Here is a 22,984-nt window from a genome sequence, read left to right as displayed (position 1 = left end):
GTTCGATCGTTTGGGCCAACATTCTCGTTGGACCGTCACGACCGCGCCGACAGCCTCAGGCGATAGTCATGCCTCCGTCGATGACGAGGGTGTGGCCGGTCACGTAGCTCGAGGCATCCGACGCGAGATAGAGCGCGCCGCCGGCGATCTCGTTCGGCTGCGCGTAGCGCTTCATCGGCGTCATGCGGATGACTTCGTCGAGGAGCGTGTCGTTCTTCAGGACGGCAGCCGCGAAGCGTGTATCGACGAAGCCTGGGGCGATCGCGTTGACGCGGATGTTGTTCGCCGCGAGCTCGTAGGCGAGGGTCTTCGTCATCGAGATGATCGAAGCCTTCGTCATGCCGTAGACCGCCTGGAGCGGCGAGGCGACGAGTCCGGCGACGCTGGCCACGTTGACGATCGAGCCCGAGGCGTCGCGCGAGCGAAGGTGCTTGGCTACTTCACGGCTCAGCCAGAAGTAACCCTTCACGTTCACTTCGAAGGTCTTGTCCCAAGCGCCTTCGTCGATGTCGATCATCGGACCGAAGTACGGGTTCGTCGCCGCGTTGTTGACGAGGATGTCGACCTTGCCGAACTTCGCCACGGCAGCCTGCACGAGCGCCGCGCAATCAGCCTCGCGACCCGTGTGGGCGGCGATGGCGTGTGCGCGCGGACCGATCGACTCGGCGACCGCGGTGACGCCTTCGAGCTTGCGCGAGGCGACGACGACGTTGGCGCCGTTTTCCGCGAAGGTGCGAGCGATCGCTTCGCCGATGCCTCGACTGGCGCCGGTGACGATCGCGACCTTGTTTTCGAGCCCGATTTTGAGACTGCCGCTGTTGAGATTGGTTGCCGACATTCGGAGCCTACGAAGCCCGTAGTGCCAAATGTGTCGCGCGGCATTCGAAAGACTTCGAACGAGCGGGAGCGGCCCTAGGGTGCCCTCCGATAGCACGACTTTGGTCGAGCCGCAGTCGACAACACGAAATGTCCGAAATGAGACGAACCGCGGTCTGGACCCGACCGGCCGTCGTGACTCACGCGTGAGGGACGTTGTTGTCGCGTTCTTGTCGCGTTCTTGTCGCGTTCTGTGCGCTCGACGCGCTGCTTGGCGCTTCAGGCGACGAACGCGCCGAGCTTGCGGAAGCGATCGTAGCGATCGCGAACGAGCTCGTCGGGCGTCTTCTGGAGCAGCTCCGCGAGCGCTTCGCGGATGGCGGCGTCGACAAAGCGCGCAGCGGCCTCGTGGTCCTGATGCGCACCGCCGGCGGGCTCGTCGACCAAGCGATCGACGACCTTGAGTTTGAGAAGCTCGGGGCCGTGATGCGGAGACGGGCGGCAGCCTCATCGGCTTTTGCACCGTCTTTCCAGAGGATGGAGGCGCATCCTTCAGGTGAGATCACGCTGTAGGTCCCGTACTCGAGCACGTGGACGCGATTGCCCACGCCGAGGGCGAGGGCGCCACCCGATCCGCCTTCGCCGATGATGGTCGTGATGATCGGAACTCGCGCGCGAGACATAGCCGCGAGGCACGCGCCGATGGCTTCGCTCTGACCGCGCTCTTCGGCGCCGATGCCGGGGTATGCGCCCGCCGTGTCGACGAAGGTCAAGATCGGCATGCCGAAGCGGTCGGCGAGCTCGTAGAGGCGGGACGCCTTGCGGTTGCCCTCGGGCTGGGCCTGACCGAAGTTTCGCATCGCCTTCTCCTTCGTGGTGCGGCCCTTCTGGTGGCCCACGACGACGACGCTGCGTCCGTGGTAGCGACCGATGCCACCGACGATGGCGGGATCGTCGCCGAAGCGGCGATCGCCGTGCATCTCGACGAAGTCCTCGATGAGATGGTTGATGTAGTCCAGCGTGTAAGGCCGGTTCGGATGCCGGCAGAGCTGGACCTTCTGCCACGGCGAGAGATCGGCGAAGAGCTCGCGGGCTAGGCGGCCGGCCTTCTCTTCGAGGCGGCGGAGCTCTGACTCGAAGCGCTTGTCGTTCTCCGCGAGGGCGCGGAGCTCACGAACGCGAGCAACGAGATCGACGACGGGCTTTTCGAAAGGCAGGACGTGTGACGCCACGTTGGAGCCGCGTATACACCGGCCTGGACCGCAAGCCAAACGCGGCTGCACATCGAGAGGCCGCGCTGCGGTGTAAGGTCATGTGGCTCGATGCCTCGTTGCCATGCTGCCCGCGCGTCGGGGCCGGCGAACTGGCGGCAAGAGCGGCGCGAGCGCGCGCTTCATCGCGCTGACCGCCGTACGGAGCTTGGCGGGCGTGAAGCCCGCGAAGCCGAGGATGAGCCCTCCACGAGCGAGAGGACGAATCGCATTGTCGGAGAGGGGCATGGCGTCCAGGCCCGCCTTCTCCAGGGCGAGAGCGGCCGCTTGGTCGTCGACCCCTGGGGGCAGTCGAGCGACGACGTCGATCCCGGCCTCGGCGCCGACCACCTCGATGGCGGGGAGCTCGTCTGCGATCGCTTCGAGCAACGCAGTGCGTCGTTCGGCATAGAGCTCACGCATGCGCCGGAGGTGACGGGCGAAGTGGCCCTCGTGGATGAACTCGGCGAGCGCCTCCTGCAAGAGGGGCGGGGTGAAGCGGTCGAGGACGCTCTTCGCGGCGACGAACCGCGAGACGAGCGCTTCGGGCGCAACGACGTACGCGAGTCGAAGCCCGGGAACCATCGTCTTGCTGAAGCTGCCGGTGTGAATGACGACGCCGTGGCGATCGAGCGCCGCGAGGGCGGCGACAGGCCGGCTCTCGTAGCGAAACTCGCTGTCGTAATCGTCTTCCACGATCCAGGCGCGCATCGCCTCCGCCCAGTCGAGAAGTGCGAGTCGCCGATCGGCCGGGAGTGTGACGCCGAGCGGCGCGTGGTGCGCTGGCGTGACGTACGCAAGCTTGGCGTTCGGTGCGCGGGCGATGCCGAGATCGACGCGAGCCCCTCGTCGTCGACCGGGACGGGCACGAGCACCGCGCCAGCCGCTTCGAGAATCGCGCGCGCGCCGACATACCCCGGATCTTCGATCCACGCCTGGTCACCGCGATCGAGCACGAGGCGAACGGCGAGATCGAGGGACTGCTGCGCGCCCGACGTGACGATGACGCGATCGGCCGAGCAGTCGACGCCGCGCGCGACGCGAACGTGGTTGGCGATGGCCTCACGCAGCGAGCGCACCCCGGCGGCGTCCCCGCCTTGGAGTCCGGCACGCGTTTCACGACGCGCATGGCGCGCGACGATGCGGCTCCACGCGTCGTGCGGAAACGCGTCGAACGCGGGAACGTGGGCGCGAAACGGTCGTGGCGTGGGCGGGATGACGAGCGGAAAGGGAGAACTCTCGAGCGATCGACCGAAGGTCGAGAGGCTCGCCGCGGGGATGCCGCCGCGCGCTCGAGGCTTCGGCGACGTGACCTCGAACCATGCATCGGGCAGGTCCTTCGCCACGAACGTGCCCGAGCCCTCGCGGCTCGTGAGGTAGCCCTCGGCGGTGAGCTGTTCGAAGACGGCCACGATCGTTCCGCGCGCCACGCCGAGCTGCCGTGCGAGATCGCGCGTCGAAGGTACGCGCGTGCCCGCGGGGAGGCGCCCGTCGAGGATCGCCGAACGGAGGCTCTCGTAGGCCCAGCGATGCAGCGGAACGTCGCGAGGTGGCGCCGCGAACGCGAGCTCGGGCGCCGGAACACGAAGCGAACGAGGCGAACGAGGGAGGGGCTTCATGGCAGAAGTGGACCAGTCGAAAATGCCTGAAGTGGTCCTAACGCTTGGACCATCGATGTTCTACCTCTTTTGGACGAGGAGATACGTCATGGCTCGAATCGACTACGCGAAGGTTGCCCCCGAAGCGCTCAAGGCACTCGTCCAGCTCGAAGGTCACGTCCGCAAATCGGGCCTCGACCGCAAGCTGAAAGACCTCGTCTATCTGCGTGTCTCCCAGATCAATGGTTGTGCCTATTGCATCGACATGCACTCGAAGGATCTGCGGGCGCACGGTGAGACCGATGAACGGATGCATCTGCTGCCGGTCTTCCGCGAGGTTTCGGCGATGTTCTCGGAGCGCGAGCGCGCCGCTCTCGCGTGGGCCGAGTCGGTGACGCTTCTCACCGAGGGCCACGTGCCCGACGAGGTCTTCGAGGAAGCTCGCCAGCACTTCGAGGAGCGCGAGCTCGTCGAGCTCACGATGGCGGTGGCCACGATCAACGCGTGGAATCGCATCGGCGTGTCCTTCCGCCCCGAAGCCGGCATCTACCAGCCGGTGGCGCGATGACCTTCGAGGCGCGTGCCGCACGCTTCCGCGCGCTCCACGACGGACCAGGTGCGCTCGTTCTTCCGAATGCGTGGGACGCCCTTTCGGCGCGCATCGCCGAATCGTGCGGGGCCGCAGCCGTTGCGACGACGAGTGCCGCCTTGGCGTGGTCGCAGGGATGCGCCGATGGCGAGGCGCTCGCCTTCGACACTCTCGTGGACAGGGCGCGGGCCATCGTCGAAGCCGTCGACGTTCCCGTCACTGTCGACTTCGAGCGAGGGTGGTCGAGCGATCCCGAGGAAGTGGCCGCGAACGTCGCTCGACTCGCCGCGATCGGCGTCGTCGGCGTGAACCTCGAGGACGGCAGCGAGGGGCCGGAGCTTCTCGCGCGCAAGGTTGCAGCGTGCAAGGCGCGAGCTCCCCACGTGTTCGTGAATGCTCGTACCGACGTCGTGCTCCGCGGCCTCGCACCGGCCGAGCGTATGGTCGAGGAGGTTCTTGCGCGGGCACGCGTCTACGAAGCGGCGGGAGCCGATGGCTTCTTCGTACCTCGCATCACCGCGAACGAGGCGATCGCGGCCATCACGTCGGGGACTCGTCTGCCGGTCAACGTCATGGTCATCCAAGGCCTCGCGCCCGTCTCGGAGCTCGCCACGTTGGGGGTTCGTCGTGTGAGCGCGGGCCCACGCATTGCCGAAGCGGCTTTCTCGGCGGCTCGTCGCGCCTGCAAGGAGCTGCTGGAACGAGGGACGTACACGGAGGTGCTGAGCGCCGACCTTGCGTACCCGGCGATTCAGGCGCTGTTCACGACGCGGTGACGGGCCGAGCTGTCGGGCGACGGACAGGTTGGCAGCCCGAGCCGACAGGGCAGGGCCGGCGATTGCCAAAATTGCGGGAATAGCGGGGCCGACGCCGGATCTCCTGGAGATTCTGGGGGGCCAGGAGCTCCTCGGACGATGGCTTCGGTCTTGCTCATACCGAGGGCATGGCAAAGCAGTCCTCGACTCGTGGCGTCGCCCCCGAAGGGGCTCGTGGCTCGGTGGTCGTCGTCGGAGGAAGCGGCGGCATGTCCGAGCGGTATCGCGAAGTGGTCGAGGAGCGCGGTCTCGAGCTCCGTCACTTCGAGAACCGCGTCCCCAACGGCACGCGACGCATGCTCGGCAAGGTGGCCGCCATCTTCGTGATGGTGGGTATGGTTTCCCACTCGCTGCGCGATCAGGTGAAGGACCTCGCAGCGGACGACGCCCCCGTCGTCTACCTGCGCTCGGCCTCCGTCTCGTCGCTCCGCGCGGCCGTCGCTTCGCTCGGCACCAAGTAGCGCGAGGCACCAGCCTGCGCGGCGCGGTCAGCGCCCCTGGAACTTCGCTTCGCGTCGTTCGAGAAAGCTCGCCAATCCCTCTGCCGCATCGGCGCTCGAGAGGATGCTTGGCAGTACGGCACGGAGATGATCGGCGGCCGCCTTGGCGCCCGATGTGCGTGCCATGCGCGCGTTCGCGAGCGTAGCGGCGACCCCGAGCGGAGCCTGCTTGGCGATCGTTCGCGCCATCGCCTTGGCGCGCTCGACGTGCTCGCCCTTGGGCACCACTTCCTGGACCAGGCCGATTCGCAGCGCCTCGGCAGCGCCGAATTCTTCGGCCGTGAGGAGGAAGCGCATCGCGTTGCCCCAACCCAGCTTGGCGGGCCCGTTGATGGTGGCACCTCCGAACGGGAGGATGCCCCGCCCGATCTCGAGCTGTCGGAAGCGTACGTCGTCGGCAGCGATGACGATGTCGCTCGCGAGAGCCAGCTCGATGGACAGCGTGAAGGCGAGACCGTTCACCGCCATGACGATGGGCTTGGGCACGGGGTCGCCCCACACGCCGAACGGATCGTAAGCGCTCTTTCCGCCGAGCGCCTGAGGGCCTTGCGCGGCGACCACGGGGCCGACGACGCCGAGGTCGAGGCCGGCCGAGAAGTGGTCGCCGTGCGCGTACACCACGCCGACGCGAAGCGCATCGTCTTTACCGAGCGTCTCGTAGGCCGCCGCCAGATCTTCGAGCATCTGCACGTCGAACGCGTTTCGTTTCTCCGGGCGATTGATGCCGATGAGTAGAACGTGGTCGTCGCGGTCGACGCTGATGCGGGAGGTCATGCACGGAACTTTGGCGCGAACGCTGTCAGAACGTCAACGCTCGGCGGGCTCACACGCGTGGTGGCGCGTCGACGTAGCGTGACTTCGGACGGATGAGGCGGCCGACCGCGCGCTGCTCGTTCACATGCGCACACCAGCCGAAGACCCGCGAGGCCGCGAATGTCGGCGTGAAGAGCGTGCGAGGCAGGCCGATCGCTTCGAGCAAGATGGCCGTGTAGAACTCGACGTTCGCCTTGAGCGGACGATCGGGATGACGGGCGGTGAGGACGGCGACGGCTTCGTTTTCTACGGCGCGGGCAAGGTGGAGGCGGCGACCCGCAGACGATGCCGAGCCTTCGGCGGCTTCGAGGCGCGCGACGGCTCGCTCGAGGACGAAGGCGCGCGGATCGCGCACGCGGTAGACGCGATGCCCCATGCCCATGATGCGTTCACCACGCGCGAGCGCACTGGTCATCCACGCGTGGGCGGCGGCGGGCTCGCCGATCGCGTCGAGCATGTCGAGCACGGGGCCTGGCGCGCCGCCGTGAAGTCGCCCTTTGAGAGCGCCGATCGCCGCGACGACGGCAGAGACCGTGTCGGAGGCCGTCGACGCGACGACGCGCGCCGCGAACGTCGAGGCATTCATCCCGTGGTCGACCACCGTGACGAGGTAGGCATCGAGGGCGGCGACGGCCGGCGGCGCAGCGGGGTGACCCGTCACCATCCGAAGGTAGTCGGCGGCGTGGCCGAGTCGCGGATCGGGCCTGAGGGGCGCGGGCGAACGAGCCCACGCCGCCGCGAACACTGCCGTGGCCGCCGTGATGCGTAGAGCTTCGGTGAACGGATCCTCGTTGGCTCGTACGGCGAGATGGCCCATCGCTGCGCGGAGGGCATCCATCGCGTCGGGGAGGGCCAGCGCGTCGCCCAGCTCGGGGATGCGCTCGTAGGCGGCTTCGCGAGCCTCGCCGAGAGCTTCGCGGATGCGTGTGGCTTCCGACGGCGTCGGGATGCTGCCGTGCCAAAGCAGCCCGATCGCTTGCTCGAACGAGAGGGTGCCGGCGACGTCTTCGACCGGGCTCCCCGCAAGGACGAGCCGTCCGTTGTCACCATCGACATCGCTGAGGCGCGTGGTCGCCGCGACGACGTCTTCGAGGCCGCTAGCTTCGATACGGGGGAGGGAAGGGGTGGCCGTGGCCATGGTCGCGTTCTCCTGTTTCTGGCGGGTGAGGCGTGTGGTTCGCCTGACTTCGCGGGTTCGCGACGGCGCTGACCTGCATCGGGTGGATCAACGTCGTCAACGTTGATCAATGTGGACAACGCAGTCCACGTTCGCATCATGGATTCGTGAATCAACGTCTGCGTATCGACAATCAAGGTCGCGAATGGGTTAGCGCCGCCGAGGCCGCGCGTCTCCTCGGCGTGAAACGCACCACGCTCTACGCGTACGCCAGCCGAGGTCTCGTGCGCAGTGCTGCGGCCGGCCGTGGTGACCGAAGCCGCGTCTACCACCGGTCCGATCTCGAGCGCCTGCGCTCGCGGAGTCTTGCTCGCTCCGGCCATGGCGCGGTCGCCGCGAGCGCCCTGCGTTGGGGAGAGCCGGTTCTCGAAACCCGCATCGGCTCCATTGGTCCGCAGGGGCCCACCTATCGCGGTCGCCCCGCCGTCGAGCTGGCGCGCGAAGGCGCCGCGTTCGAAGACGTGTGCTCTCTGCTCTGGTCGGCGCCGTGTCCGAAGTCGCTCGGCCACGACGATCGCAAGCTTGGTGCCCCGCCCGCGCCGCTACGCTCTCTCCTCGGTTCGGACGCCGAGCCGTTCGACGGCATGATCGAGACGTCGGCCGCTCTCACGGCCTCGGAGCTCCGCACAGAACCCACGGTGGACATGGCGAAACAGCGTGCGCCACTGCTCCTTCGCCGGCTCGTCGCCGCGGCCGGCCTGCCGCTCGGGACCGATGCCGTGACGAGCTCGCTCGAGGCCGACGGCGTCGCCCGCGCCCTCGTCCTCGCGCTCGGTGGACGTACCACCCCGCGGGCCGTCGCCGCGGTCAACGAAGCGCTCATTCTCTCGGCCGATCACGAGCTGAACGCGTCGACGTTCGCCTGCCGCGTGACGGCATCGGCCGGAGCAAACCTCTCTGCGTGCACACTCTCGGCGCTCGCGACACTCTCTGGGACACTCCACGGCGGAGTCACCGCTCGCGTGGAGGCGATGGTGGAAGCAATCGCTCGGCCGGAGCGCGCCGCCGCATACGTCGGTGCACGGCTCGATCGCGGTGAGTCGATTCCAGCATTCGGGCATCCGCTCTATCCGGATGGCGACCCGCGCGCCGAGCGCCTTCTCGAGATCTCCGAACGCCTCGGGCCGAAGACGAAAGGCGTGCGCATTCTTTCGGCCGTCGTGAGTGCGATGGATCTCGTCGCCCGCGAAAAGCCTACCCTCGACGTGGGACTCACGGCCGTGTCGTCGGCTCTCGGCCTGCGTGCCGGCGCTCCGCTCGCCATCTTCGCGGCGGGCCGCATCGCCGGTTGGATCGCCCACGCCCTCGAGCAGCGCAGCGCGGGGTTCCTGCTTCGCCCGCGTGCACGTTACGTTGGCGAGTGATTACCAGCGCCCACCGTCGACGCTGCGCACCGTGTCCTCGATCGACGTCTCCGGCGCGTAGCCGAGCTCGTCTCGCGCGCGTGTGTCGTCGACCATGCAGACGTAACGAATGTGGTCGAGCTCGGGTGCTGGAAAGGTGGTGAGCCGGAACGACCAAAGCCGCTTGAGGACCGCTTTGCCGAGCGAGTACGGCACCGGCACGCTCGGCTTTCCGAGCAGCTTCACGATGTGCGAGAGCGGAAGCGGTCCGGGCCCCGCGAGGTTGTAGATTCCACGCTTTCCCGGTGTGAGTGTGCGTTCGAGCGCGCGCACGACGTCGCTCTCGTGCACCACCTGGACCATCGGATCGAAGCCCATCAACGTGGGGATCGTCGGCAGGCGAAGGAAGTTCGACGCTGCGTTGTGTACGGCCCCGAGGATGTGGACCGGCCGAAGGATGACGGTCTCCGTCTCGGGGTGCTTCCAGAAGAAGCCCTGCGCGAGCATGTCGACCTCGATGAGGTCGCGGATCTCGCTGAAGCGCGCGCCGCCGAGGAGCGGGGACTCTTCCTTGAGGAACTGCGCGTTGTCGGGCTGAGGCCCATAGACGTTCGAGCTCGAAAGCACGACGAGCTTGGGAACCTGGAATTGCGCGACGTACTCGAGCAGCTTCTGGAAGCCCGCCACGTTCCACGAGTGATGCTCGGCCTGCGACGCGCGGGGATCGTGCATGATCCCGAGGTGAACCACCGCCTCGATGGGCTCGGCGCGGAAGATGTCCTTGAGCTTCTTGCGCCGGATGTCGACCTGCTCGTGGACGACGTCCTTCGGCTTGTCCGGGAAGGGACGGCGGTCGACAGCAATCACACGCCGCTCGCGATGCAACGCGCGGACGAAGTGTTTCCCGAGTCGCCCGCAAGCGCCGGTGACGAGAACCGTCCCCCGACCCCGCGCGGCGAGCGGCCGCGGCACCGACGAGGGCGACGAGCCGGGGCCTTGGCCCGAGCGTGGCGTGCGCGGAGCCGAATCGGGGCTTCCGTTCGAGCGCTCTTGGCCGCGCGTCCGCACGCCGTGCGTCGGGTTCTCGTCGCGAACGCCAGCCATCAGAAGAAGACACTCTTTCTGGCCTTGAGGCCGCGATTGACCATCGATTGGACGGTCCCTTTCACAGCGAAGACCTTCTCTTCGATGATGGCATCGTCGTCGTCGGGGTCGCCCGTGAAGCGCATGGGCTCGCCGAGGTAGATCCGATAGCGCGTGGGCAGCGGGAGGGCGCCGAAGGGAAGGAGGAGTTGCGGCAGGACGGGGAAGCTCGGCATGCGGAGCAGCTTCGCAAGCGCGCCGAAGTTTCCTACCGACACATACTGCTCCTCGCCCCCGATGACGGCCACCGGAACGATCGGCGTGTTCGTCTCGAGCGCGAGGCGCATGAAACCGAGACCGAAATCGACGAGCTGATAGCGCTTGTCGAACGTCTTCGAGATACCTCGAGAACCTTCCGGGAAGACGAGCAGAGCTTCCTCGCTCTCGAGCAGGCGTTTGGCATTCTCGGGGACGCCCACGACCTGGCCGACGCGCGAGAACAGAAGCGAGACGAACGGTAGCGTCTGCGTCCACTTCTCGACCATCGCGCGCATGAAGCGCGGCGGCTCGACGTCCATGAAGAGGGACGCGCCGATGAGGGCGCCGTCGATCGGAAGCTGACCCGAGTGGTTCGCGACGAGCAGCACGCGATCCTTCGGCAGGTTCTCGGCACCGAAGACCTCGGTGCGGAAATAGTGCCTGTGGAGAAACGCGACCGAAGCGAGCGCGTACTTCGTCCATTGCGGATCGAGCCCGAAGGGGTCGACCCCGGTCGTGGTCAGGTTGAGCGGGACACGGGCGAGGCGTTCGTTGAACTCTTCGCCGAGCTTTTCGGTCATCCAGTCGTCGACGCCGGATACGACTGAGTCGACCAGCCGCCGCGCGAGCGGAGCCACCGTTCTCAGCCTCCCACCTAGGCGTGCGAGCGACCGCGAGGTCGTGGTCACGGCCAACCTATCGCCGGCCCGCGCGAGGCGGTCAAGCGAATCGGTTGCGCTCGAAGCACGGAACCTGATCTCGTCGAACGAGAGGGGCCGCAGCGCAACTCTGTTGCGCTGACTGAATCGTCAACGCAGTTGCGACACACGTGGGCAAAGGACCGAGGATTTCGGGTCCCTCGCCTAACGTGGGCCCCGAAATTCTCGGTCCGTGCAAGTGGTCGCCGCAGTAAACTGCGGCGCCGTGGTCTTTCGCGTTCCGCCCCCCATTCGGCCTGGCTCGGTCGTCGCCATCGTGGCGCCGTCGAGTCCGGTGGCGACGTTCCAGGAGCTCTTCCGTGGACTCGCGTGGCTGCGGACGCGTTACACGCTGCGGATCTCGGGGAGAATCCTAGGTCGAGCCGGCTATCTCGCCGGCGATGATCGCGACCGCGCGGACGATCTCGCGCACGCGATGCTCGACCCAACGGTCGACGCGATCGTCTGCGCGCGTGGCGGCTACGGCGCGATGCGCATCGTCGATGCACTTCCTTGGGACGACTTCGAGCGACGTCCGAAGTGGATCTTGGGATTCAGCGACGTCACCGCGCTCCACGCGGTGGCAAACCGGCGGAACATCGCCTCGATTCACGGTCCGAACGTGACTGGTCTCGGTCGCTCGATTTCCCCGGCCGAGCGGTTGTCCGTGATCGGAGCGCTCGAAGGCTTGGCGCTCCACGCCTCGTGGAGTGGCCTCGACGTCATCAACCATGGTCGCGCGGAGGGGCCGCTCGTCGGCGGAAATCTCGCGCTCGTAGCGGCCATGGCTGGCGCAGGCGAGTTCACCGTTCCCGATGGCGCCATTCTGGTCCTCGAAGACGTGACCGAGCGGCCGTATCGCATCGACCGCATGCTCACCACGCTGCGCCTCGGCGGGCATCTCTCGCGGGCCGGCGGAGTCGTGTTCGGTGGCTTCGATCAATGCGAGCCCGGACCGGATCGCGTGACGGTGGCGCAGGTTCTCCGCGAGCTCACGCAAGGTCTCGGGGTGCCCGTCGTCGCCGGCGCGCCCTTCGGCCACGGCTCACCGAACGAAGCCTTCGTGCTCGGCCAGAACGCCGTGCTCGAAGGCTCCGTGCTGCGCTTCGTCTGACGAATGCGTATCAGCCGCGGAAGGGCGGAACGCTGTCCCTGGTGTCGTCGACGATCTCGGCGAGGTCGTCGGCGATGACGATCTCCTCCTCGTCCTGAGGGCGCGACATCGTCGCTTCGAGCGGGTTGTGAGCGCCCGTTGCGTCATCGACGGCGAGAAGCTCGCTCGAGACGAGCTCCTCGGCGAGGGGGTCGTCCGTCGTCGCGTCGCCGTCGAGCTTCTCGACCGTCGCCGACGTCATGCTCTCGAGCAACGGGGAGACCACGCTGCCGGAGGTGCTCGCGGTGGTCTCGAGGCTCGTGTCGACCGTGGGATTGGGGGCGCGCACGCTCGAAGGGGCTTCCTCGACGGGAGCGACCTTCGGAGCGAGCGGAGCCTTGCTCTCGGAACTCTTGGTGCTGTCGTCCGCGAGCGTCTCACCGCTCTTGGCGAGCGTGTCGAGGTGACTCACGACGGAATCCGAGCTCGAGCCAGAGCCAGGCGCCGAGGTCGACACCGAGGCTTCTCCATGCGTCGAAGTCGACGCGGTCTCGACGACCGTCGCCCCGCTCGGCTTCGCGTCGAGCTCGAGGCGGTCGAAGGATGCGTCGATCTCACCATTGAGCTCCACGTCGACCTTGGCGGGCGGCGGGGGCTCGGAGAGCGCGCGAAGCGTGGTCGCCACGTCGTTCGGGAGCTTCGGCGGCGACACGCTCCTGCCGAGCGACGAGCCCGGCGAAGGCAACGGAGGCGGCAGTGAGCGAACGGGGGGAGCGACCGGACGCGGTCCGATGTCGGTCTTGTCGTTCGCGCCGGGCACCGACGACGTCGTCTTGGTGTTCGTGCTGTCGTCGGCGGGCGGGGGCGACGGCACACGCGACGGCATCGGCTTCGCCGGACCGTTCGACGTGCGTTCGGCACTTGCCGCCGGAGGGATCGACGCACCCTTGCCAGGTGCACGCGAGGGCGGCGGCACCGGTTGATCGCTGACGAGCTTCGGCGGAGCGTAGACGAACTTGGGATCGCCTTCGGGCTTCTTGAGTGCAGCCACGCCGCTCTTCGCGCGTTCGAGACCGCTCGTCGCTTCGGCGTCGCCCGCGCGCATGCGCAGGACGCGGCGCCAGGCGTCGGCGGCTTCGCGCGGGTCGGTCAGCTGCTCTTCCCAGATGCGCGCGACCTTGCGTGCAAGCTCCGCCCGCGCGTTCATGTCCTTGCCGCGGAGGATCTGGTCCTCGTAGAGCTGGACGAGGCCCTTGTAGTCACTGAGCTCCATGAGGAGGCCAGCGAGCTCGTCCATCACGCTCTGATCCGAAGGCGACAGGTCGTGGAGCTTCTTGAGGTCGGCGGCGGCATTCACCGGCTCGACCAGCTGATCGCGACGGATCTTCGCGCGTCGTGCGAGCAGCTGCTTCACGAGCGGGCCGTCGAACACCTCACCGAGGGCGTGCGTGAGAGCGCCTTCGGCGCGTCGCGGATCACCGCCGTCGATGCCGAGCGCCTCGAGCATGTCGAGGGTGAGCGGATCGACGTGGGCGACGAGCGCGTCGGCGAGCCACGAAAACGCCTGATCCATGTCGTTCAGGTCACGATGGGCGAGCGTGGCCGCCCGACGAAGAAGGCTGGCGCGCGTACGTCCGCCGTCGCGTGCACCGTGGCCACCCGCTGCGAGCGCCTGACAGAGCGCGCGTCGCAGGCGATCGCCACCGCCGAATTTGTCGCCTTCGCGCGCGCTGGTCTCGAGCACCGTGAGGATCTCCTCGGTCGGCGCGCCCGAGAGACCGAGCTCGAAGAAGCCGCGCGCGCGCTCCGGTTGACCGCGCAGCGACGCCACTTGCGCAGCGCGGGCGAGGGCACGAACACGGTCGGTCGGCGCCTTGCTGCGCGTCACCTGACGTTCGTAGAGGTCGATGACCTCCACTGGCTTGGTCGCGAGCGCAGAGAGGCGCTCGAGCAGCGGCTCCGCTTCGCCCGACGGTATGAAGGGCAGGCCCTGCTCGCCGTGGCCGATCGCGTCGTTGCGAGGCATGCCGGCACGCACGCGCACTTCGGCCTGACGAACGAGCTCGTTCGCGCGTTCGGCGCCCTGGACTTCGCGCGCGAGCAGGTCGTGCGCGACGGTGAGCGCGTCGTGATCGCCGGTCTTCACCGCGAGCTCTTCGAGGTGGTCCGCGAGCTTCTTGTCCGCGCCCTTGGTGCGAACGAGCTCGATGGCAACGCCCACTGCGTCGGCATCGCGACCGACCTCCGCGAAGCGCTCGAATGCGCCACGCAGAGCAGCCGTGCGCTCGGTGCCGTGCCGTGCGTCGAACCACCACTCCTTCAGCTTGCTGGCGACGATGCCCTTCCAACCAAGGCGATCGCCGAGCTCGATGTATGCCTGCCGAACCGTGGCATCGCCGGCGTCGGCGAGGTCGGTGAGGGCACCGAGCGCTTCGTCGCCACGATCCAACTTGTCGGCGAGGATCGACGCGAGCTTGCGCGTGAGGTCGACGACTTCCTGCTCGTCGGCTTCGATTTCGATTCGCTCGACGAGCAACTCGGCGACGCGGCCCCACTGTTCGGTGAGTTCACAGAGCTCGCAGAGGCGCGTGAGCGCGTCGAAGTCTTCGAGGTCCGCTTTGCGCACGAGGTCGAGCGCGCGGATCGCGTTGCGCGGATCGTCGAGCTTCTCGTAGAGGCGAGCGAGGCGCGCCGCGATCTGACCGCGCTCCTGCACGTCGGCGACGAGCTTCAACTCGCGCTCGAGTGCGTCGGAGGCCTCGGCGAGGTTGCCGCGGGCTTCCTGGAGATCGGCGATCGCCTGCAGGGCGGGGCGGCACGTCGAATCGAGGTCCGCGAGAATGAGCTCGTAGCGCGAGATGGCGGTGTCGACGTCGCCGACGCCGTCCGCGAGGAGCTCGGCCTCGCGCAACGCCACGCGCGCCTTCTCGGCCTTGTCGACCGTGTTCTGGCCGAGGCGGCGCAGAAGCGTGGCTGCTTCGGTGTGGTCTTCACGTTCGACGGCGTCGTCGATGAGGCGCTCGAGGGCCTCCCGGTCATCGCCGTCTTCGAGGAGCTTGAGCCAAAGCTCGCGCGCGAGCTCCTTGTCGCCCAGTCGATTGACGGCAAGCGACGCGGCCTCGCGGCGGATGTTGACGCGCTTGCTGCGGTCGGTGAGTCGATCGCCGCGCTTCGTGAGGAACTGAACGAGCTTGTCGACCTGATCAGTCGAGTCGTAGCGGGCGACGAGTTGGTTCGCGTAGTCGTCGTTGAGCGGATCGAGGTTGGTCGATTCCTCGAGCCGTTCCAGCGCGTCGTCACCGCGGCCGGCCTTGACCAGGTAGTCCGCGGCGCGCGCGAAGAACGTTGCCTGGTGCTTCAGATCGCCCGTCAGAAGACCGCGCTGGTGGGCGGCGTGCGCAGCCTTCTCCCACGCCTCGGCGGCCGAGTAGAGGCGGTCGGCCTCTTCCCAGAGCTTGCCGTTACGAAGGGCTTCGGCGGCTTCGGCGTACGATTCGCCGGCGAGAAGTCCCTGCCCGAGCTGCTCGCGGAGCTCCCCGAGGCGCTGCATGAGGTGGCCGCGCGCAACGGGATCTTCGATGCCCGAGGCGCTCTCCGCGATAATCGCTGCTGCTTGGTCGGAGCGCTCTCCCTTCTCGAAGAGGCGCGACGCGGTGAGGATCGCCTGGTCGTCGTCACCGAGGAGACGTGCGATGCGTCCCCACGCTTCGCCCGCCGCGACGAGGTCCTTGCGCTTGTCTTCCTGGAGCTTGGCGAGCTTGCGCTCGAGCTGCACCTTCGTGTCGACGTCGGACTCGATCGTCGCTTCCTGCTCGAGGAGGTTCGCGAGCTCTTCCCAGCGTTGCGACTTCTCGAGGAGACGCATCAGGGCCGCCCGCGCGCTCTCGTCCGAGCGATCGATGGCGAGAAGCTGTCGCCACGCGGCGATGGCGCTGTCGATGTCGCGGAGGTTGCCCTCGCAGAGGCCCGCGACTTCGCGCAGGCGCTCTTTGCGCGACTCGAGATGCTCCGGCACGTTCGCTGTCGCCCGAATGCTGGCGAGGAGGACGTCGCGGAGCTGACCGTAGTCACGCTTGCTGCGCAGGTAATCTTCGGTCCAGCCGAGCGCTTCCGGATGGGCCGGATCGCTGTCGAGCACTTCCTTGTATTTGGCAAAGGCCTCGGGCTTCTTGCCTTTGCCGGCGAGCATCTGCGCCGCGTCGAGAATGCCCTGGAGCTTCTCCGGCGAGAGCGCGCCACGTCGGTTGAGTCCTTCGATCTCGTCGAGGGCCGGCGGCGGAGTGGAGGCGGCCTTCTGCGAAGGCATCACGCTCGCGCGCTTCGAAACGCTCGGCGACGAACCTTGCGAAGGTTGCGAGCCTTCGTCGATTGACGTGTGCTCGACGAGCTTGTCGAGCTCGCTCGGAGCCGAAGGAGCCGGTGCATTCGACACAGCGCTCAACTCGAGGCGCGGGTTCGCGGCAGGGCCGAGCGCAGAACGCACTTCCGCGGCCATCGCGCCGTTCGGATTCGCGGCGAGGTAGGCGTTGTAGCGCGTGGAGAGATCGGCTTCCTGACCGAGGGTGCGCGCGTAGTGCGCGTAGAGCTGCACCGCGCGATCGTTACCCGGCTCGATGTCGAGCGCGGCACCCGCATAGGCGAGCCCGTGTTCGCCTTCGTAGGTCTCGGCGAGTGCAACGAGCAACTCGGCGGCGTACGTGCGGTCGGCGGGAGCAACGGCCTCGCCGGCCTGAATGCGATCGAGGACGCTGGACGCGTACTCCTGCTGGAGCGCCGGATCGGACGCGTCGATCTCGCGAGCTGCGGCAAGCGCACGCGAAGCGCCCGGGAGATCGCCGGCGAGTTTTCGCGTCGACGCTTCGTCGCGCAGGAGGCCGACGCGGCGGCCGGGGTCCTGTTCGAGTTCGAGCTCCGCGCCGTAGAGCGGAAGGGCGTTCTGCCATTCCTGCAATTGCTTGTAGAGTTCACGCGTGTTGTAGATCGCGTACGCGCTCGTCGGATCCAGTTCGACTGCGCGCTTGTAGTTCTCGATCGCCTTCTTCGGCTGCGAGAGCGGCGGCTCCGCCCAGAGTCGACCGAGCTCTTCGTGCATGCCCGCGAGCTCGCCACGAATCTCGTCGTTCTGCATCGCCAGCGGTGCGATCGCCTTCGCGCGGCGATCGAGGAGCGCGACGAGCGCCTTCGAATCACCCTTGTCGCGATAGAGCTGCGCGAGGCGTTCGGCGGCGACTTGCGCCGTGGGATCCTTGTCGATCGCCATCATCAACACACGCGCGGCGCGATGCGCATCGCCGAGCGTGGTCGACCAGACGTTCGCCGCTTCCGCGAGCCAGTGCGCGGCATACGCCGGATCGCGCGTATCGGTGCCGACACGCTCGAGGAGCATCGCGTACGCCTTGGGGTCCGTTTCACCCGCTTGGTGCGCGTAGCCGAGCGCCTCCTCGTCGTGGGGATTCTCGACGAGACGCTGGACAAGCCTATCGATTTCGGCGCGATCCATGGGGTGCAAAGAGTACCACCTCGCACTTGGGGCGAGCAATCTCAGGCGCTCGTGAGGAGGCTGAAATTGCTCGCGATCGGACGTCGTGTCCGTGTCAGTCGAAAATGCCGTACGAGCTGGTCGGCGATGGGGGACTCGCGGGCGTCGAGGCCGATGCTTTTCCCGAGGGAGTCGGTCGTTGCGGGCGCCCGAGGGGGTGCCCATGGACCTTCGGCGATCCATTCGACCCGTTCGCGTTGGCGTTCGGCGCCGAGGCTTTCGGCAACGCATCCGGCGTCACGGTCGGCGCCTCTTCTTCCCCTTGAGAAGGTGACGCCGCGATCCCGCCCTGCGCGTTCGCGCTGGCCGGATCATTGACGGCGCGGGGCGCGCTCTTCGCGGACACCGAAAGGGTGTCGGTCGACACAGTCGCGGCCGCCGTCGCTTCGTTCGCGGCGTTCGACGACCGACGCAGACCGATGTAGACGCCGATCGCGGCAGCGATCACGACCAGCGGAACCGCAATGGCCACGAGCGGCAGGTTCTTGCGCCGGGGCTTCGGGAGCGGAATCGACGGTGGCCGGATCGAGCCGGGGATTCGAATGCCGGCTGCGTTGGTGATCGACGCACGCACGCCGCTCGACGTCGCGTCTTGAGCTTCGAGCGCCGACAAGAGCTCACCGGCGAGGATCTCGGCGCTCTCTGGACGATCGCGCGGGTCCTTCGCAAGCGTGCGCATGACGACGTCTTCGAGCTCCTTCGGAACGCCTGCATCCGGGCAGACTTCGCGAAGCGGCTTCGGCGTCGACTTGATGTGCCGGGCCATGACCACCACGGCGTCGTTGTCCGTGAAGGGCGGGCGACCCGCGAGCATCTGATAGAGGATGACGCCGAGCGAGTAGAGATCGCTGCGCGCATCGAGCGTCTTGCCCTGCGCCTGCTCGGGCGACATGTAGCGCGGCGTTCCGAAGACGGTGCCCGCCTGCGTCTCGACGACGCCCATCGGTTGCGGCGCGTCGGGGTCCATCATCTTCGCGATGCCGAAGTCGAGGACCTTGACGATCTCCTCGTGCGGATCCGCGGCCGGCGGTGGCGGCGTCGTGTGGCCGGTGGCCTCGGAGGGATCGAGCCGCGACGGACGAATGCTGTTGCCCGTCAGAACGCGCGCGAAGAAGAGGTTGTCGGGCTTCAGGTCGCGATGGATGATTCCCTTCGCGTGCGCTTCCCCGAGTGAACGAAGCGCCTGGCGTGCGGCATCGACGGCGAGTGCCGCCGGAAGTCGTCCCACGGTCGTGAGACGCTGGCCGAGGCTCTCGCCCTCGAGGAGCTCCATCGCGAGATAGAACTCACCGCTCTCGCTCTGACCGAAGTCGAAGACGGTCACGGTATTGGGAGAGGCGAGGAGACTGTTTGCTCGCGCCTCGCGCATGAAGCGCGCCTTGGCGGACTCGTCGTCGGCGCGATCGCCACGAAGAATCTTGATCGCCACCTCGCGGCCCATGGCGTGCTGCTTGGCGCGGTAGACGGTACCCATCGATCCGGCACCGAGCTTGGTGAGGATCGTGTAGCGGCCTTCGAGCGTACGGCCGACCATCGGATCGTCGTCTACGAGGCTCACGCCCGCGAGCGCGGTTCCACCACCCGCAGCGTGATTCGTTCCGTGACCGGTCGCCGGCTTGGGAGCGTGCGCGGGCAGACCCGTGACGCCGCTTACAGCGTTCGTCGGGCGATCCTTGAGTGCTGGTTGCCCGGGCTTGAGAACAGCCGAAGCGGGCGAACCAGGCGAGCCAAGCGAACCAGGCGAGCCAAGCGAACCAACCGCAACAGACGGCGCCTCAGGAAGATCGCGCGGTCGCACGAGGCGCACACCGTGCGTGGGGCAGGCTTGAGGTGCGTCCGTGTCGGCCCATTTCGCCCGGCAAACGGGGCAAACGAACACGAGCAGCTCGGTCGGAGCCGTATCTTCGGGCTGCATTGCCACGGAGGGGTGGGACACGTCTCGACAATCGTCCCTCGCGAAAGGCAGTTGCGCAAGCGGAGCTTGAGCGAATGGCTGCTCATTTTGTCAGCGAGGCGAACTGGGGGCGGATCCCCTATCCCCGGACATCGACACACAATTGGCGCGAAGACGCTACTTCAGAGGTAGGACGTTTCGGGGATCGCAAACGATGCTGATGGTTTCTGCCAGTAGCTGCCCGCCCGCAGGGACGCGTGCGAGCTCGACGCCGTCGCGGACCCTCCGAATTTCCAAGTGCAAATGCACGAGTTCGGGCGAACCGGAGTCCCCGACGCCGCCCACGAGATCCCCCTCCTTGAGGGCCACGCCGGGGGCGATTCCGGGGGCGATCGAGTCGAGGTGGCCAAAGAGAACGACGTAGTCTCGCAGCCTCCCGCCCTCCCGCAGGGTGTGCCTGGTGATGACCGTCGTACCGAATAGAGGGCCCGTGTACAGGACCTCCGCGTCGCCCTCTTGATGCTCCAATGAGACGAGTTTGACCGGCGTTCCCTTGGCCTGAGGCAGGTCGACGCCGCCGTGGCCGACGTGTTTCAGGGTCCGTCCGCGTCGCTGCTGCGGATCGGGCCGATCGAGGTCGTACCCGCTCACCACGTAGTGGCCGCCCGCCATCCCGGGCGGGATCGGATAGCGATACGCGTCGTAGTCTCCGGGCCGATCGGGCAGCTTCGGGATCTGCTCGTACGTCCGGATCGTGCCGCTCCGTTCGTGGTGCGTGTTCGACTGCGCAGGCGCGAAAATGCCGTCCTCGACGCCGCCGCCGAGATGGACGCACGCGCCGTCGTCCGGGACGGTGCCGGGCGGGCATTCGCCTTCCACGAGGGCGAAGGCGCCCTTCACGGGAGCGCCTGCGATCGCCACGCGGACGGGGGCAGCGCCCGCTGATCGGCGAGGGCAACGAACACGAGGGCGAACCCGCCTGCCCAGAGCCATCGCGCTGCCGGAGCCGTCGCTGCACTCATTCTCAGGAAAGACTAGCGCGAGACGGTTCGCATTCCTTGCTTCTGTAGGAACGACCGATCCCGGCCCGGTCCCGTCGTGGTAAGGAACGCGCTATGTCCACGATTCGCGAGAGTCTGTCCGCGCTCTTCGACGCCGAACGTACCGCCCGCTCGCTCCACGCGGAGCTTCTCGAGCGGAGCCGTTCCGAGCTCGTTCGTGAGCTCCGCGACGCGGTGAAGGCGGGCCTCGCCCTCGAGGACGAGTCCGAAGCCGCGTTGCGCCTTTCGCGCCTCTCGCTGCTCCTCGGCGACCTCGAAGGCGACGAGGTCGTGGACCTTCTCATCGACATTCTCGCGAGCGACTCGCCCGAGGCGCGCGTGGCCGCCGGCGAATCCCTCGAAGCGCTCGCGTTCGATCGCTTCAAGGAAGTCGCACTCGGCATCGAGCGCGCGCTCGAGCGACTTCCGAAGGGAAGCCCCGCGCTGACCGAGCTCCCGTTCCTCCTCGCGGAGGTTGGAGAGCCGGGCTGCGTGAAGCTTCTCGGTCGCTTCCTCAAGCATGCGGATGCAGAGGCCGTCGCGGCGGCGATCGAAGCCATGGCCGAGCTGGGCGACCCGGCGGCGATCCCGCTTCTCGCGCCCCTCGAGAAGGACGGCCGCCAAGTTCAGCTCGACGACGAGAGCGGGGAGGGCGAGCGCGTCGCGATCGGTGACCTCGCGTACGAAGCGCGCGAGCTGCTCGCCGAGGTCGGCGAGAGCGCAACGGGTGGTGGCGGAAACAACAAGCCGCCGCCCCCGCCGGCGAAGGGCGGCAAGAAGAAGGGGCGATGACCGTGGGGACGACGGCGATCTCGGGCGCGGGGAGCATGCGCGGAGGCGACATCGCGACGTCGCCGGCGCGTCGGCTGGGATCCGCCGATGCGGCGATCTTCGAAACGTACGTCGTCCCGCGCTACCTCTCCTTCTTCGCGCAGCAGATGCTGCGGATGTTCGTGCCCGGACGCGACGCGCGCGTCTGCCACGTCCAGTGCCGCACAGGCTACCCCGATCGCGCGCTGCTCGAAAAGCTACCGAACGCGCACGTCTACGGTTGCGACAACTCCGAACACGCCATCGAGCTCGCGCGCGCGAAGGCGCAGACGCTGCCTGGTTTCATCGCTGACTACCGCGTCATCGATGGCATCACGTTGCCGTTTCCCGCCGGCGCTTTCTCGCACGCGTTCACGCTCCACCCGCACGTTGCTCCGGCTGAGCGGAGGCGCTTGCTCGAGGAGCTCGCGCGCATCACCGCACCTCGCGGGCAGGCGCTCGTCGCCATGCCCCTGCGTGGCTCGTTCGGTGAGCTCGCCGATCTGATCCGCGAGTGCGCGCTGCGCCACGAACAGAGCGACCTGACCAACGCGGTCGAGGCTGCCGTGCAACTCCGTCCGACCGACGACCTCTTCGCACGCGAGCTCGAGGCCGTCGGCTTCGAGCACGTGGAGGTCGATGCCGCGCCTCGAACGCTTCGCTTCGAGAGCGGTCGCGACTTCTTCGAAGATCCCGTCGCTCGCCTCGTGCTCCTCCCGGAGTTCCGTTCGACGCTCCGGATCGATGACGTCGCCGCTCCGTTCGCCTACGTGCGCAACGCGATCGACAAGTACTGGAGCGACGGAGCCTTCGAGCTCACGGTCAACGTCGGCGTCGCGAGCGGTCGCCGCAAGGCCTGATCCGCTCGCTTCGCTGCACGTCGCTGCACGTCGCTCCAGCCGATCAGAACGTGCCGACGACGCCCGCGCCCGTCACATCACGTGCGAGGAGCGGAACCGCCTGCAATTGCAGCTTGTTGCTCTTTCCGAGGAGGTCGTTGCGCACGAGCACCGTCCTCGGCACGGTGACGCCCACGATGAACATCGCGATGCCTGCGCTCTGCGCGACGCCGTCGATCGCGAGGAAGACGTTCGCCGTCGACGAGTCCGTCTTCGTCATTTGAATGAAGGGACCGATGCCCGGAACCCATAGCGCCGCGGCCGGGTTGCTGCTGCCCGAGTTCGCGTCGGCATTGCCTGCCGCGACGAGCGCGGAGATGAAGTAGAGGCAGCCGAACGTCACCGCGCCGCCGACGATGAGTCCCGTGCGCGTGCGCTCGACGGGGCGATAGCCGGGCGGCACCGGCTCGCCTTCCGAGAAGTCGCGAATCTCACGCGGGCCCGAGAGCGCGATGCTCTGCGGAACGTACGAGGGCTGCGTCGTCTGCGAGAGGGGCGCGGTGTAGCCAGGAGACTGCACCGGCTCGACGCGATAGCCCTGCGGAGCGTTCGCAGGCTGCGTAGGCGGCGGCAAAGGCTGGGCGCCCGGACCATCCGCGTGCGCGGAGACGGAGCACAGCGAGACGGTCGCAAAGAGAGCAGTCGCAGCGAACGCAGGGAGCAGGCGAAGATGCATGAGGTTGGGCCTTAGCATCGCATATGCCTGTGCTGAATTCATCGCATCTGCCGTGCTTTTTGTGGTGTCGCACGACGAAGTGAGCACGCAGGT

General features: G+C 67.5%; 18 protein-coding genes and 2 pseudogenes. 7 read left to right on the top strand and 13 right to left on the bottom strand.

What is annotated here, in order from left to right; all coding sequences use genetic code 11:
- Window positions 1-55 precede the first annotated feature (55 nt).
- From AKJ09_RS43990 to AKJ09_RS56440, 4 genes and pseudogenes are all read right to left on the bottom strand, one after another.
- The gene (locus AKJ09_RS43990) at window positions 56-838 is read right to left on the bottom strand and encodes a glucose 1-dehydrogenase (RefSeq protein ID WP_146653835.1); all 783 of its coding nucleotides are present in this window, start codon (window positions 836-838) and stop codon (window positions 56-58) included.
- A gap of 257 nt (window positions 839-1,095) precedes the next feature.
- Window positions 1,096-2,048: pseudogene (locus tag AKJ09_RS43985) on the bottom strand (acetyl-CoA carboxylase carboxyltransferase subunit alpha).
- A 78-nt stretch (window positions 2,049-2,126) separates the two neighbouring features.
- On the bottom strand, window positions 2,127-2,999 hold the full coding sequence (locus tag AKJ09_RS55820) for an aminotransferase-like domain-containing protein (RefSeq protein WP_205633958.1): 873 nt from the start codon (window positions 2,997-2,999) through the stop codon (window positions 2,127-2,129).
- Window positions 2,972-3,685, bottom strand: a pseudogene (locus AKJ09_RS56440) (aminotransferase-like domain-containing protein); the annotation flags it as partial. The pseudogene AKJ09_RS56440 and the gene AKJ09_RS55820, both read right to left, overlap by 28 nt.
- A gap of 88 nt (window positions 3,686-3,773) precedes the next feature.
- On the opposite strand from AKJ09_RS56440, the gene AKJ09_RS43975 reads away from it, so the two are divergent.
- From AKJ09_RS43975 to AKJ09_RS43965, 3 genes are all read left to right on the top strand, one after another.
- The gene (locus tag AKJ09_RS43975) at window positions 3,774-4,232 is read left to right on the top strand and encodes a carboxymuconolactone decarboxylase family protein (protein ID WP_146653834.1); all 459 of its coding nucleotides are present in this window, start codon (window positions 3,774-3,776) and stop codon (window positions 4,230-4,232) included.
- Entirely contained in the window at window positions 4,229-5,029 is an 801-nt protein-coding gene (locus AKJ09_RS43970) for an isocitrate lyase/PEP mutase family protein (RefSeq protein ID WP_146653833.1), read from the top strand. Before AKJ09_RS43975 ends, AKJ09_RS43970 begins: the two co-directional genes overlap by 4 nt.
- Before the next feature lie 167 nt (window positions 5,030-5,196).
- Window positions 5,197-5,529, top strand: a complete 333-nt coding sequence (locus AKJ09_RS43965) for a DUF2325 domain-containing protein (protein ID WP_146653832.1) — start codon at window positions 5,197-5,199, stop codon at window positions 5,527-5,529.
- Between the two features lie 27 nt (window positions 5,530-5,556).
- On the opposite strand, the gene AKJ09_RS43960 is transcribed toward AKJ09_RS43965, so the two are convergent.
- Window positions 5,557-6,342, bottom strand: coding sequence for a crotonase/enoyl-CoA hydratase family protein (locus AKJ09_RS43960; RefSeq protein ID WP_146653831.1), 786 nt, complete (start codon window positions 6,340-6,342; stop codon window positions 5,557-5,559).
- 49 nt (window positions 6,343-6,391) lie between these two features.
- Window positions 6,392-7,519: a citrate synthase gene (locus tag AKJ09_RS43955; protein ID WP_146653830.1), complete on the bottom strand. Its 1,128-nt coding sequence runs from the start codon at window positions 7,517-7,519 to the stop codon at window positions 6,392-6,394.
- A 146-nt stretch (window positions 7,520-7,665) separates the two neighbouring features.
- Here AKJ09_RS43955 and AKJ09_RS43950 point away from each other — a divergent pair, with 146 nt between their 5' ends.
- The gene (locus AKJ09_RS43950; RefSeq protein WP_240488832.1) at window positions 7,666-8,922 is read left to right on the top strand and encodes a citrate synthase family protein; all 1,257 of its coding nucleotides are present in this window, start codon (window positions 7,666-7,668) and stop codon (window positions 8,920-8,922) included.
- Here the strand turns inward: AKJ09_RS43950 and AKJ09_RS43945 are convergent, their stop codons facing one another.
- Window positions 8,923-10,005: an SDR family oxidoreductase gene (locus AKJ09_RS43945; RefSeq protein WP_146653829.1), complete on the bottom strand. Its 1,083-nt coding sequence runs from the start codon at window positions 10,003-10,005 to the stop codon at window positions 8,923-8,925.
- On the bottom strand, window positions 10,005-10,880 hold the full coding sequence (locus tag AKJ09_RS43940; RefSeq protein ID WP_240488831.1) for a lysophospholipid acyltransferase family protein: 876 nt from the start codon (window positions 10,878-10,880) through the stop codon (window positions 10,005-10,007). The genes AKJ09_RS43945 and AKJ09_RS43940 overlap by 1 nt, the downstream gene beginning before the upstream one ends.
- Before the next feature lie 286 nt (window positions 10,881-11,166).
- Between AKJ09_RS43940 and AKJ09_RS43935 the strand changes: the two genes are divergently transcribed.
- Window positions 11,167-12,054: a S66 peptidase family protein gene (locus tag AKJ09_RS43935; protein WP_146653828.1), complete on the top strand. Its 888-nt coding sequence runs from the start codon at window positions 11,167-11,169 to the stop codon at window positions 12,052-12,054.
- Between the two features lie 10 nt (window positions 12,055-12,064).
- Here the strand turns inward: AKJ09_RS43935 and AKJ09_RS43930 are convergent, their stop codons facing one another.
- The 4 genes from AKJ09_RS43930 to AKJ09_RS55815 form a co-directional block, all read right to left on the bottom strand.
- Entirely contained in the window at window positions 12,065-17,533 is a 5,469-nt protein-coding gene (locus AKJ09_RS43930) for a tetratricopeptide repeat protein (protein ID WP_146653827.1), read from the bottom strand.
- Window positions 17,534-17,627: 94 nt separating this feature from the next.
- Complete coding sequence (locus tag AKJ09_RS43925) at window positions 17,628-19,508, bottom strand: serine/threonine-protein kinase (protein WP_240488830.1); 1,881 nt, start codon at window positions 19,506-19,508, stop codon at window positions 17,628-17,630.
- A gap of 135 nt (window positions 19,509-19,643) precedes the next feature.
- Window positions 19,644-20,366 carry a M23 family metallopeptidase gene (locus AKJ09_RS43920; RefSeq protein WP_169928359.1) on the bottom strand — a complete coding sequence of 241 codons (723 nt, stop codon included), beginning with the start codon at window positions 20,364-20,366 and terminating at the stop codon, window positions 19,644-19,646.
- Window positions 20,363-20,488, bottom strand: a complete 126-nt coding sequence (locus tag AKJ09_RS55815; protein ID WP_275936700.1) for a hypothetical protein — start codon at window positions 20,486-20,488, stop codon at window positions 20,363-20,365. The genes AKJ09_RS43920 and AKJ09_RS55815 overlap by 4 nt, the downstream gene beginning before the upstream one ends.
- A gap of 93 nt (window positions 20,489-20,581) precedes the next feature.
- Between AKJ09_RS55815 and AKJ09_RS43915 the strand changes: the two genes are divergently transcribed.
- Both AKJ09_RS43915 and AKJ09_RS43910 read left to right on the top strand, forming a co-directional pair.
- Window positions 20,582-21,298 (top strand): HEAT repeat domain-containing protein, encoded by a 717-nt coding sequence (locus tag AKJ09_RS43915; RefSeq protein WP_146653825.1) that lies wholly within the window; start codon window positions 20,582-20,584, stop codon window positions 21,296-21,298.
- Window positions 21,295-22,176 (top strand): class I SAM-dependent methyltransferase, encoded by an 882-nt coding sequence (locus AKJ09_RS43910; protein ID WP_240488829.1) that lies wholly within the window; start codon window positions 21,295-21,297, stop codon window positions 22,174-22,176. Before AKJ09_RS43915 ends, AKJ09_RS43910 begins: the two co-directional genes overlap by 4 nt.
- A 43-nt stretch (window positions 22,177-22,219) precedes the next feature.
- Here the strand turns inward: AKJ09_RS43910 and AKJ09_RS43905 are convergent, their stop codons facing one another.
- Entirely contained in the window at window positions 22,220-22,891 is a 672-nt protein-coding gene (locus tag AKJ09_RS43905; RefSeq protein ID WP_146653824.1) for a hypothetical protein, read from the bottom strand.
- Between the last annotated feature and the right edge of the window lie 93 nt (window positions 22,892-22,984).

The sequence above is a fragment of the Labilithrix luteola genome (genome assembly GCF_001263205.1).
Classification (GTDB): Bacteria; Myxococcota_A; Polyangia; order Polyangiales; family Polyangiaceae; genus Labilithrix; species Labilithrix luteola.
This window is presented reverse-complemented; position numbering and strand designations above follow the sequence as displayed.